Here is a 12,013-nt window from a genome sequence, read left to right on the forward strand (position 1 = left end):
GCACCCGACCCCGCACCGGACCGCGACCCGGACGCTGACGTCGCACTGCCGGACTGGGCCCGCACCGACGCCGTCGCCGCCGACCGGGTGCCCGCCGACCGCGTCACCGATCGCCCGCGTGCCACCGGCCGCGGGGGAGTCGGCGCGATCCGCGACCGCCTGCGCGGAGCGGCCGACGGCGTCCGCGAGCGCGCCGGCGACCTGCGCGACCGGGTCACCGGAGCCGACGTCGACCGCGAGCCGGACGAGGCCGCCGCCACCGTGCCGCGTGCGCCGGGGACGGAGCCGCAGCCCGCGTTCCCGTGGAGCACCGAGGAGTTCGTCGCGGGCCGAGACGACGTCGAGGACATCGACGACCGTCACGGCGACCGGCACGACGACCGGGTCAGTGCCGAGGGCGGCTCGGTGCCGTCCGCGCCGACCGTGCAGCAGCAGCGGTGGGACGCCACGGACCAGATCCCCGAGGACGAGCTGCCGTGGTGGCGCCGGCCGAAGGACGACCGGTGACCGCAGCCCGGTAGGGTTGTCCCGTGCTCGAACTGGTCGTCCTGATCTCCGGTGCCGGCTCGAACCTCCGGGCCCTGCTCGAGGCGACCCTCGACGCGGAGTACCCCGCCCGGGTCGTCGCCATCGGTGCCGACCGCGACGCCGAGGGGCTCGGTCTGGGCGAGGAGTTCTCCATCCCGACGTTCACGGTGCCGTTCTCGCGGTTCGACTCGCGCGAGGAGTGGGGCCGCGAGCTCGCCGCCCAGATCCGACCGTGGTCGCCGGACCTGCTCGTGCTGTCGGGCCTCATGCGGCTGCTGCCGCCGGCGGTCGTCTCCGAGTTCGGCCCCGCGGTGATCAACACGCACCCCGCGTACCTGCCCGAGTTCCCGGGCGCCCACGGCGTGCGGGACGCCCTGGCCGCCGGCGTGGAGCAGACCGGTGCGAGCGTGATCCAGGTCGACGACGGCGTCGACAGCGGTCCGATCCTCGCCCAGGAGCGCGTCCCCGTGCTCCCCGGCGACTCCGAGTCGACGCTGCACGACCGGATCAAGCCGGTCGAGCGACGCCTGCTCATCCAGACCATCCTCGACATCGCCAACGGCACCACCGACCTGAAGGGCACCCCGAGCGCATGAGCGTGCACGCAGCCGACCCCAGCCTGTACCGCGACCGGGACCTCGTCCCCGTGCGGCGGGCGCTCATCTCGGTGAGCGACAAGTCCGGCCTGCTCGAGCTCGCCGGGGCCCTCGCCGACGCCGGTGTCGAGATCGTGTCGACCGGTTCCACGGCGCAGACCATCCGCGACGCCGGGTACGCCGTCACGGACGTGTCGAGCGTCACGGGCTTCCCCGAGTCGCTCGACGGCCGGGTGAAGACGCTGCACCCGTCGGTGCACGCCGGGCTCCTCGCCGACCTCCGACTCGAGTCGCACGAGCAGCAGCTCGCCGACCTCGGCATCGAGCCGTTCGAGCTCGTGGTGGTCAACCTGTACCCGTTCGTCGAGACGGTGGCCTCGGGTGCCGACACCGCGACCGTGGTCGAGAACGTCGACATCGGCGGCCCCGCGATGGTCCGCGCCTCGGCGAAGAACCACCCGAACGTCGCGATCGTCGTGTCGCCGTCGTCCTACGCCGAGGTGGTCGAGGCCGTCCGCGCCGGCGGCACCACGCTCGAGCTGCGGAAGCGCCTCGCCGCCCAGGCCTTCGCGCACACCGCCGCGTACGACACCGCGGTCGCCGGCTACTTCGCGAGCGACGTCGTGGCGGACGCCGCGGCACCGACCACACGCGGGGACATCGAGACGCCGGGGTCGTTCGACGAGCACCTGACGGTGGACGCCGACCTCGCGGCGACGCTCCGGTACGGCGAGAACGCCCACCAGGCCGCGGCGCTGTACACGAGCGCCGGTGGCACCGGGATCGCCCAGGCGGCGCAGCTGCACGGCAAGGAGATGTCGTACAACAACTACGTCGACGCCGATGCCGCCGTCCGCGCGGCCTACGACTTCGCCGAGCCCGCCGTCGCGATCATCAAGCACGCCAACCCGTGCGGGATCGCGATCGCCCCGGCGGACGCGGCCGACCCGATCGCCGCCGCGCACGCCGCTGCGCACGCGTGCGACCCGCTCTCGGCGTTCGGCGGGGTCATCGCCGCCAACCGACCCGTCACGAAGCAGATGGCCGAGACGGTCGCCGACATCTTCACCGAGGTCGTCGTCGCGCCGGCCTTCGACCCCGAGGCGATCGAGATCCTCTCGCGGAAGAAGAACATCCGCCTGCTCACGCTGCCGACCGACTTCGCCCTCGCCCCGCGCGAGGTCAAGCAGATCTCCGGCGGGTTCCTCGTGCAGGACGCCGACCGCTTCACCGCGTTCGACCAGTCCACGTGGACCCTCGTCGCGGGCGAACCGGCCGACGAGCAGACCCTGGCCGACCTCGCCTTCGCGTGGAAGGCGAGCCGTGCGGTGAAGTCGAACGCGATCCTCCTGGCGAACCAGGGCGCGAGCGTCGGCGTCGGCATGGGCCAGGTGAACCGGGTCGACTCGTGCCACCTCGCGGTGAACCGTGCGGGTGAGCGCGCCACCGGCAGCGTCGCGGCCTCCGATGCCTTCTTCCCCTTCGCGGACGGGCTGCAGGTGCTCCTCGACGCGGGCGTCCGTGCGGTCGCCCAGCCCGGTGGGAGCGTCCGCGACGACGAGGTCATCGCCGCGGCCACGGCTGCCGGCGTGACGATGTACTTCACGGGCGAGCGGCACTTCTTCCACTGAGTCGAACAACCGGCAACTCCGGGAAACGCTTGCGCACCACGTTCGACTGTGAATAGTCTGTAAGGCTCCGCGACAGGCACGCCGACGGCCCCAGTGTCCACGACAGACACCGGCCGGCGGCACCGCGGACACAACGGTGACGATGACGACGACTGGAGTGACGATGAACACGACGACCGGAACCGTGGCGACGGCTGCCCGTGCGGGTCTCGTGCTCTTCGTGGGGACCGCTCCCGACGCACGACCGTTCGGTGGGGCACGTGGCATCCGCCCGCGTCCCGCCCACGCGGCCGTCGCGCCGTACCCCCACCGGGGTGCGCCCGCCGTCACGGCACCGCTGTCCGCGTAGGGCTGCCTCCCACAGCCAGCGACGAGCCGCCGCGACACCAGCGACGACGACGAGCACGGGCCAGCGCGAGCCCACGCCTGAACCCGGGGGACGACTGTCTCCCGGTGCACTCCGACCGAACCGACGCCGCGCGCGACGCGGCGGCGGGCGACCGCGACGAGGACCGAGCACGCCCCACCGGGGTGGGCACGGCCCGGGACGCGACCGACCCGCTCGGCCGACGACCACCACGCAACGGACACCGAGCCTCCAGACCGACGGCTGCGACAGCAGCGGCCGGCCCAGAGGATCTCGGCACGACGCACGAGGACGCAATCCATGTCCAAGACGCCAGACCAGGCGCGCCCGTCCACCGACCGCCCCTCGACCTTCCGCGCGATCGCGCGGATCTACCCCTACGTGAAGCCCTACCAGGGCCGGCTCATCGGCGGCATGTTCGCCGCCATGGGCGCCTCCCTGGTCGCGCTCGCGATCCCCTACGTCCTGCAGTGGCTCGTCGACGGCCCGCTGTCCTCGAAGGACTCCGCACAGATCTGGCCCGCGGGTCTCGGTGTGCTCGCGCTCGGCGTGCTCGAGGCGTTCTTCATCGCGTCCCGGCGTCGGATGGTCATGCGGCCGTCGACGCGCATCGAGACGAGCATGCGGAACGCGCTCTACGCGAAGCTGCAGGACCTGCCGGTGGCGTTCCACGACCGGTGGGAGTCCGGGCAGCTGCTGTCCCGCTCCGTGTCCGACCTGTCGCTGATCCGCCGGTGGCTGGCCTTCGGCGTCGTGCTGCTGGTCGTCAACATCGTGACGATCGTCGTCGGCTTCGTCGTGCTGTTCACCTTCGGGTGGCTGCTCGGCCTGGTGTTCCTCGTCGCGTCGATCCCGCTGTGGATCAACGGCCTGCTGTTCGAACGTCGGTACTCCGTCGTCGCGCGCCGCAGCCAGGACCAGGTCGGCGACCTCGCCACGAGCGTCGAGCAGTCGGTGCACGGCATCCGCGTGCTCAAGGCGTTCGGCCGCGGTCGCTACAAGCTCGACGAGTTCAGCGAACAGGCCGAGGCGCTCCGCGGCACCGAGATCGAGAAGGCGAAGGCGATCGCGGGCATCTGGTTGTGGCTGCTGCTCGTGCCCGACGTCGCGTTCGCGCTCTGCCTGCTGGCCGGCATCTGGCTCGCGAGCCAGGGGGAACTGTCCGTCGGGCAGCTGTTCGCGTTCTTCGCGACGGCGACGGTGCTCCGGTTCCCGATCGAGTCGATCGGCTTCCTGCTCTCGATGACGTTCGACACGCGCACCGCGGTCGACCGCTTCTTCGAGGTCATGGACTCCGAGAACACGATCACGGACCCCGAGCACCCGGAGACGATCACGGAGCCGCACGGTGCGCTGTCGTTCAACGGCGTGCACTTCCGGTACCAGGACTCCCCGCCGCAGTTCCCGGACCTCATCAACGGGGTCGACCTGCAGCTCCGACCCGGTGAGACCATGGCCCTCGTCGGGCTGACCGGCTGCGGCAAGACCACGCTGCTGTCGCTCGTGCCACGGCTGTACGACGTCACGGGCGGCTCCGTGACGATCGACGGCGTCGACATCCGCTCGCTGACCCGTGCGGAACTGCGGCGCCACGTCGGTGTCGCGTTCGAGGACGCCACGCTGTTCTCGACGACCGTGCGCGAGAACGTGCTGCTCGGTCGCCCGGACCTGTCCGGCGACGAGGCCGAGGCCCTCATGCGCGAGGCCCTCGACATCGCCCAGGCGTCCTTCGTGGACGACCTGCCCGACGGGGTCGACACCCGTGTCGGCGAAGAGGGCCTGTCCCTCTCCGGCGGGCAGCGGCAACGCCTGGCGCTCGCCCGTGCGATCGCGGCGCGGCCGTCGGTGCTCGTCCTCGACGACCCGCTGTCCGCGCTCGACGTCGACACCGAGGCGCGGGTCGAGGCCGGTCTCCGCCGCGTCCTCGCCGAGACCACGTCGCTCATCGTGGCGCACCGCCCGTCGACCGTGACGCTCGCCGACCGGGTGGCGCTCATGGAGAACGGCGTCGTCACGGCCGTCGGTACCCACTCGGAGCTGATGGCGAACAACGACCACTACCGCTACGTCATCTCGTCGCTCGACGACGACGACGCCACCGCACGAGAGGAGGCGATGGCATGAGCCAGCAGGAGAAGAACCTCCCGGTCGACACGTCGGCCGGTCCAGGAGGCGCGGATCCCGTCCTCGACGACATCGCCGACACGCAGGCTGCCGCGCCCGTCACCGCGTCGATCACCACGCTCGGCGTGCGCGGCGAGGAGCGCGAGGACTTCACCAAGGCGGAGAGCAAGCGCCTGCGGCGCCGCTCCCTCGCCCTGCTCGGGTCGCTCGCCGCGCCGCTCAAGGCCCGGCTCGTCGTCCTCGCCGTCGTGGTCGTGGTCTCGACCGCGGGCACGGTCGCGGGACCGGCGCTCATCGCCTGGGGCATCGACAACGCCCTGCCGGCGGTGATGGAGCAGAACGACTGGGTGCCGGCGTTCGGCGTCGTCGCGACGTACATCGTCGTGGCGGTGCTCGGCGCCGTGCTCACGGCCTGGTACACGGTGCTGGCGGCGCGGATCAGCCAGGCGATCCTGTTCGACCTGCGCAAGCGGGTGTTCCTGCACACGCAGCGGCTCTCGCTCGAGTTCCACGAGACCTACACGTCCGGTCGGATCATCTCCCGCCAGACGAGTGACCTCGACTCGATCCGCGAGCTGCTCGACTCCGGGCTGAACCAGCTCATCCAGGGCGTGCTGTACATGGTGTTCACCGCCATCGCACTCGTGGCGCTCGACCCGACGTCCGGGCTCGTGCTCGCGGTGTCGCTCGTGCCGCTGTGGTTCCTGATCCGCTGGTTCCAGTCCAACTCGCAGACGCTGTTCCGCGCCACCCGTGTCACCTCGGCGCGCGTGATCGTGCACTTCGTCGAGACGATGACGGGCATCCGGGCGGTGCAGGCGTTCCGCAAGGAGTCCCGGAACCGCGACGAGTACGGCGGCTACGTCGAGGACTACCGGCAGGCGAACACGAAGGTGTTCAACCTGTTCGGGACCTTCGACCCGGTGCTCGTGCTCATCGGCAACGTCACGCTGGCCGCGGTCGTCGTCGTCGGCGGCTTCCGGATCGTCGGCGGGACGCTCGAGGTCGGCGCGCTGCTCGCGGTCGCGCTGTACGCCAAGCGCTTCTTCGACCCGGCCCAGGAACTCGCGATGTTCTACAACGGGTACCAGTCGGCCTCGGCCGCGATGGAGAAGATCTCGGGCGTGCTCGAGGAACGGCCGAGCGTGCCGGACCCCGCGAAGCCGGTGAAGCTGCCGGACGCCACCGGGCGGATGGACTTCGACGACGTCGTGTTCGCCTACAACAAGGGCAAGGTCGTCCTGCCCGAGTTCGACCTGCACATCCCGGCGGGGCAGACGATCGCGCTCGTCGGGTCGACCGGTGCCGGCAAGTCGACACTCGCCAAGCTCATGGCGCGCTTCTACGACCCGTCGCAGGGCTCGGTCAAGCTCGACGGCGTGGACCTGCGGGACCTCGACACGAAAGACATGCGCCGCGCGATCGTCATGGTCACGCAGGAGGCGTACCTGTTCTCCGGCACCGTCGCGGACAACATCGCGCTCGGCAAGCCGGGGGCGTCACGGTCCGAGATCGAGTCGGCGGCGAAGGCGGTCGGCGCGCACGAGTTCATCATGGCGCTGCCCGACGGGTACGACACCGACGTGAACAAGCGCGGCGGCCGGGTGTCGGCCGGGCAGCGGCAGCTCCTGTCGTTCGCCCGGGCGTTCATCGCGGACCCGAAGGTGCTCATCCTCGACGAGGCCACGGCGTCGCTCGACATCCCGTCGGAGCGACTCGTGCAGGAGGGGCTCGAGACGCTGCTCGCCGACCGGACCGCGGTGATCATCGCGCACCGGCTGTCGACCGTGGCGATCGCGCACCGGGTGCTCGTGATGGAGTACGGCCGGATCGTCGAGGACGGCACCCCGGACGACCTCATCGCCGGGACCGGACGGTTCGCGCAGCTGCACGCGGCCTGGCGGGACTCGCTCGTGTAGCGGCGCCGTCGATCGACGCTGTCGATCGTCACTGTCGGACGAACCACGGATCCGACGTTGAACCACGCACTCGCGCTGGTTCCACGTCGGATTCGTGGTTCCACGTGGTTGGGTTGACCCATGAGCGACGACAGCGTGCAGCCCGGCGGCGTGGCCCTGCGCGACCCCTTCTACGGGGCACCCTTCACCGAGGCCGTCCGGCGGTTCTGGCGGAAGTACACCGTGTTCACCGGGCGGGCCTCCCGTTCCGAGTTCTGGTGGTGGTGGATCACGTCGCTCGCGATCGGCCTGGTGCTGCAGCTCGTGCCGCAGGTCTTCACGCCGGACACCCCGGTGCTCGAGAACCCGGTCGGCTCCTACCTGTTCGTGCTGTGGGGGTTGGCGACGCTGATCGGGTCCCTCGCCCTCGGCGCCCGACGGCTGCACGACGCGAACCTCTCCGGCTTCTGGCAGTTCCTGCACGTGGTGGTCGGCATCGGCTCGCTCGTGCTCTTCGTCATGTGCCTGCTGCCGTCGAACCCGAAGGGCGCACGCTTCGACGCGTGAGGGCGCCGCTCAGAACGGGTCGTCCGCGTCCGTGGCAGGTGACCAGCGCGCCCGACGCATGTCGATCCTCCAGGTCGTCGTCCCCTGCACGAGCGGGGTGCCCTCGGCGCGGTAGTGCTCGTGCGCCCGGGCCTCGTGGTGCACCGGGGGCAGGCCGCCGGACCGCACCACGCGCCACCACGGCAGGTCGGAGCCCTCGTGCGCCATGACCTTGCCGACGGCACGCGACGCCCGGGAGCCGAGCGCCGCGGCCACGTCGCCGTAGGTCATCACGTGACCTGCCGGGATGAGCCGGACGACCTCGGCGACGGCTGCGCCGAAGTCGTCGGGGGGAGTCTCGGTCACACCAACGGCAGAACCGCGAAGTGGTCGCCGTACTGGGTCTCGCGCACGACCTCGAACCCGACGGCGCGGAAGAACGCCTCGGGGCTGTCGTCGCCACCGGGTTCGTACACGACGGTGAGGCGCTCGAGCCCACGGTTGCGGGCCTCGTCGGCGAGGCCGTGCACCGCGAAGCGACCGACGCCCCGGCCCTGTGCCGTCGCGGACACGTTGACCCGCCAGATCGCGCTGCGCAGTTCTTCCTCGGCGTTGTCCTCGTCGAAGGTGCCGATGATCATGCCGACGACCTCGTCGCCGTCGAGGACCACGCGCGTCCACGCCGAGCTCGGCTTCACGTCCGACTCCGCGACGCCGTAGGTCGTCGGCTGCACGAACTGCTCCTGCCCGGGCTTGAGCGTCAGGGAGTTCGCCGCCGCAGCGGTCGACGCGGAGAGTTCTTCGAGGCGGAGGTCCGTCATGCCGCTCAGGGTAGCCGTGCGACCCGTGTGGGGGCCAATACCGATCCCAACGCATGACATGTAATATGTCAACATCATGACCTTCGATCGACGGATCCGCCACGACCTCACCGCGTTGCGGGCAGTCGCCGTCCTGCTCGTCGTCTGCGTCCACGCGTTCGGCGTCCCGATCGGCGGGTGGGTCGGCGTCGACGTGTTCTTCGCGCTCTCCGGGTACCTGCTCGCGCGATCGATGGTGTCCGAACGAGTGCGAACCGGACGCTTCGCACTCGGCGGCTTCCTCCGCCGCCGTTTCTGGCGGCTGTTCCCGGCAGCGGTGCTGACCCTCGCCGTCGTGGCGATCGGCGCTGTGGTCGCGCTCCGCCAGCCGCTCGCCGCGTCCGTCCTGCGCGATTCGGGAGCGGCCGCGCTCGGCATCGTGAACTGGGTGTTCCTCGGCCGTGACGCTGACTACTGGGCGTCGGCGTCCTCGACGTCCCCCCTCCAGCACTTCTGGTCGCTCAGTGTCGAGCTCCAGTTCTACGTCGTGTTCCCGCTGCTCGTGGCGGTCCTCTGGCGATCGCTCCGTCGACCCGACGCCGTCTCGGTGCGACGCATCGCCGTCGCGGCCTCGGTGCTCGTGCTCGTCGCGTCCGTGGCCTGGGCCGCGTCGGCGGGGACGACCGCGCCAGCAGCCTCGTACTTCGACACGGGATCGCGTCTCTGGGAACTGGCCGCCGGAGCCGCCCTCGGAGCACTCTCGGTCCCAGTCGGTGCGCGGACGCAGCGCGTGCCGGCCTGCATCCGCGTCGGCGGCGTCCTGTCCGGGCTCGGGATCATCGGGGTCGCCGCCCTCACCGCCCCTGGTGCGGATGCCGTCCCGGTCCCCGACGCGGTCCTGGCGGTCGTGGGAACGATCGTGGTGCTCGTCTCCGGGCAGGGGCTTCCTCCGCTCCCTGTCCTCCGGTGGCGCCCGGTGCAGTGGGTCGGCGGAGCGTCCTACTCGATCTACCTCTGGCACTTCCCGGCGATCGTCGCGGCGGCGTACGTCTTCCCTGAGCAGCGAGCGGTCGCCGGGAGCGCGGCCGTCCTCGTCGGGCTCGTCCTCGGCGGACTGTCGCGCCGCTGGGTGGAACTCCCGGCGATGCGGGTCGGACGCCGACCCTGTGCGACCGTCCGCGTCGTCGCCTCGGTCGCGTCGTTCGCGGTGGTGGCGTTCGGGACGGGTACGCTCACGGCAGCCCCGACCCCGCAGACCGAGCGGGTCGGCGACGGGGTGGCCAGCGCGGTCGCCGAACCCTGGACCCCGCGGTCCCTCGGTGCCGCGCTCGGGAATGGTCTCCGGTCGGAACGGTGGCCGGTCGGACTCACCCCGGCGCTGGACGAACTGGTGCCGGGGCCGCCGCAAGGGTACGAGGCGTGCGACCGGACTGTCATCGGCGATCCCGGGTCGTGTCGCTTCGCGGCGGATGATCCCGTCCGACAGGTCACGGTCGTGGGGAGCTCCGTGGGGGTCGCCCTGATGCCCGCGGCTGTCGGGGCCTTCGGACATGACTCGATCGTGCGCGGGTTGACCGCCAGCGGCTGTCCGATGCTCGACATCGCCGTGCGCGGGAAGTCAGACGACGATCGCAGGCGGTGCAATGAGCAACGAGCCGCGGCCATCGACGAGATCAACGAGACGACGCCGGACATCGTGGTCGTCACCCACGGGTACGACGGGGTCGCGCAGCTCGTCGGGCGCCCGAGTCTGCCCGAAGCTGCGCGCGAGTGGGAAGCCGCCGCCGGTCGGTTCGTCGACGCCGTCGCCGGCTCGGGTGCCCGGGTCGTCTTCGTCGCCGCGGTGCCGCAGGGCGGGGACCCGTCGCAGTGTGCGGCGTTGCGGCTGAACGGCCCGGACGCGTGCACCTCGGAACTGTCGGACGCGTACCAGCTCGGAGCCGCTGCCGAGCGTCGAGTCGCCGAGTCCCGGGCGGGCGTGGACTTCGTCGATTCGAGCGGCTGGTACTGCGTCGACGGCCGCTGCCCGGTCCTCGCGGACGACGTCCTGATCCGGAAGGACGGCCAACACATCACGCGCGAGTTCTCCGAGCGTCTCGCCGTGGTCCTCCGCGAAGCGGTACTCGCCGAGAGGTGACAGCGCGGTATGGTCGCGGCATGGCAGAGCATCGGCGCGGGGCGAACCTGCCGTCGATCGGCGGGTTCAACCGGACGGTGGTGCTCGACGCCGTGCGCCGCTCGCCGGACGGGCTGAGCCGCGTCGAACTCGCCTCCCGCACGGGCCTCAGCGCGCAGACCGTGTCGAACGTCACGCGGTTCCTCATCGAGGCGGGGATGATCGCCGAGTCCGGCACGGTCGTGTCCGGTCGCGGGAAGCCCCGCACGATCCTGCGACTCGAGGCCGGCAGCCGCTACGCCGTCGGGGTGCACGTGGACCCGGCCGTCGTGACGTACGTGCTGCTCGACCTCGCAGGCACCGTGGTCGCGTCGAGCACCACGTCGACCCCGACCGCGGACGACCCGTCCGAGGTCGTCCGGACCATCGCGACCGCGATCGACGAGCTCGTATCGGGCGCCCGCGTCGACGTCGAGGCCGTGCTCGGGGTCGGCATCGCCAGCCCCGGACCCATCGACGTCGACGCCGGCGTGGTGCTCGACCCGCCCTTCCTGCCGCGGTGGCGCGACGTCCCCCTGCGCGACGCGCTCGCCGAGGCGACCGGGTACCCGGTGCTCCTCGAGAAGGACGTCACGGCGGCCGTGGTGGGGGAGATGTTCCTCGCTGGGGAGTCCTCCGCCCGGAACTTCGCCTTCGTGTACTTCGGCACCGGCTTCGGCGTGGGCCTCGCCGTCGACCACGAGCCCGTCCGCGGGGTCGGGTCGAACGCTGGCGACGCCGGGCACATCATGGTCGACCAGGGCTCGCTCGCTGGGACGCCGGACGGCGAGGGCACGCGGGGCGAGGTCGGAGCGGCGGTGGCACCGGACCGCCTCGTGCACATCGCGCAGGCCCGGGGGCTCGCGCTCGGCGGCGCGCCCGCGGACGTCGCCGCGGTCGACCGTGCCTGGGATGCGCTCGGCGCGGCGATCGACACTGAGGACCCGGTCGCCGTGGGGCTCGCGGCCGAGGCGGGGACCGTGATGGGCAACGCCGTCGTCCTCATCGTCAACCTGCTCGACATCGACCGCGTGGTGTTCGGTGGCCCGTTCTGGTCGCGGATCGCGAGCGCGGCCCTCCCCGCTGCGCGCGAGGCGATCGTCGGTTCGCCGCTGCTCGTGCCGAAGCACCCCGTCGTCGTGACCGAGAGCGGTCGCGGAGCGGACGTGGCCGCGGTCGGCGCGGCCTGCCTCGTCCTCGACGCGGCGCTGTCGCCGCGGGCGAGCACCCTCCTCATCCGTCGCTGACGGAGGTCGGTCGCGACCAGCCCGTGACGGGAGGCGCGGTGCGGTCCCGACCCGCGCCTCCCGTCCGGCACACGGTGCCGTTCCCCGTGTCGCGCGCGACACCCGTCGTTCACCTCGCCGC

10 protein-coding genes and 1 pseudogene are annotated in these 12,013 nt (G+C 71.7%); 9 read left to right on the forward strand and 2 right to left on the reverse strand.

What is annotated here, in order from left to right:
* The 7 genes and pseudogenes from HWD93_RS13325 to HWD93_RS13355 all read left to right on the forward strand — a co-directional run.
* A pseudogene (locus HWD93_RS13325) lies at positions 1–507 on the forward strand (hypothetical protein); the annotation flags it as partial.
* Positions 508–530: 23 nt separating this feature from the next.
* A complete protein-coding gene (purN, locus tag HWD93_RS13330) occupies positions 531–1,124 on the forward strand; it encodes a phosphoribosylglycinamide formyltransferase (RefSeq protein WP_070417751.1) in 594 nt (197 codons plus the stop codon).
* Positions 1,121–2,755 carry a bifunctional phosphoribosylaminoimidazolecarboxamide formyltransferase/IMP cyclohydrolase gene (purH, locus tag HWD93_RS13335; RefSeq protein WP_261647071.1) on the forward strand — a complete coding sequence of 545 codons (1,635 nt, stop codon included), beginning with the start codon at positions 1,121–1,123 and terminating at the stop codon, positions 2,753–2,755. The genes purN and purH overlap by 4 nt, the downstream gene beginning before the upstream one ends.
* Positions 2,756–2,897: 142 nt before the next feature.
* A complete protein-coding gene (locus tag HWD93_RS13340) occupies positions 2,898–3,104 on the forward strand; it encodes a hypothetical protein (RefSeq protein WP_139199214.1) in 207 nt (68 codons plus the stop codon).
* A 318-nt stretch (positions 3,105–3,422) separates the two neighbouring features.
* Positions 3,423–5,246 carry an ABC transporter ATP-binding protein gene (locus tag HWD93_RS13345; RefSeq protein ID WP_261647072.1) on the forward strand — a complete coding sequence of 608 codons (1,824 nt, stop codon included), beginning with the start codon at positions 3,423–3,425 and terminating at the stop codon, positions 5,244–5,246.
* A gap of 110 nt (positions 5,247–5,356) precedes the next feature.
* The gene (locus HWD93_RS13350) at positions 5,357–7,165 is read left to right on the forward strand and encodes an ABC transporter ATP-binding protein (RefSeq protein ID WP_071294800.1); all 1,809 of its coding nucleotides are present in this window, start codon (positions 5,357–5,359) and stop codon (positions 7,163–7,165) included.
* Positions 7,166–7,285: 120 nt separating this feature from the next.
* On the forward strand, positions 7,286–7,711 hold the full coding sequence (locus HWD93_RS13355) for a DUF805 domain-containing protein (protein WP_070417755.1): 426 nt from the start codon (positions 7,286–7,288) through the stop codon (positions 7,709–7,711).
* Positions 7,712–7,720: 9 nt separating this feature from the next.
* On the opposite strand, the gene HWD93_RS13360 is transcribed toward HWD93_RS13355, so the two are convergent.
* Both HWD93_RS13360 and HWD93_RS13365 read right to left on the reverse strand, forming a co-directional pair.
* Positions 7,721–8,056, reverse strand: coding sequence for an MGMT family protein (locus HWD93_RS13360; protein ID WP_092385188.1), 336 nt, complete (start codon positions 8,054–8,056; stop codon positions 7,721–7,723).
* Positions 8,053–8,511: a GNAT family N-acetyltransferase gene (locus HWD93_RS13365; protein WP_229085242.1), complete on the reverse strand. Its 459-nt coding sequence runs from the start codon at positions 8,509–8,511 to the stop codon at positions 8,053–8,055. Before HWD93_RS13365 ends, HWD93_RS13360 begins: the two co-directional genes overlap by 4 nt.
* A 76-nt stretch (positions 8,512–8,587) precedes the next feature.
* Here HWD93_RS13365 and HWD93_RS13370 point away from each other — a divergent pair, with 76 nt between their 5' ends.
* Together HWD93_RS13370 and HWD93_RS13375 are read left to right on the forward strand one after the other, a co-directional pair.
* A complete protein-coding gene (locus tag HWD93_RS13370) occupies positions 8,588–10,627 on the forward strand; it encodes an acyltransferase family protein (RefSeq protein WP_071294757.1) in 2,040 nt (679 codons plus the stop codon).
* 20 nt (positions 10,628–10,647) lie between these two features.
* Positions 10,648–11,892 carry an ROK family transcriptional regulator gene (locus HWD93_RS13375; RefSeq protein WP_261647074.1) on the forward strand — a complete coding sequence of 415 codons (1,245 nt, stop codon included), beginning with the start codon at positions 10,648–10,650 and terminating at the stop codon, positions 11,890–11,892.
* Positions 11,893–12,013: the final 121 nt, after the last annotated feature.

It is taken from the genome of Curtobacterium sp. C2H10 (assembly GCF_025407985.1).
GTDB lineage: Bacteria > Actinomycetota > Actinomycetes > Actinomycetales > Microbacteriaceae > Curtobacterium.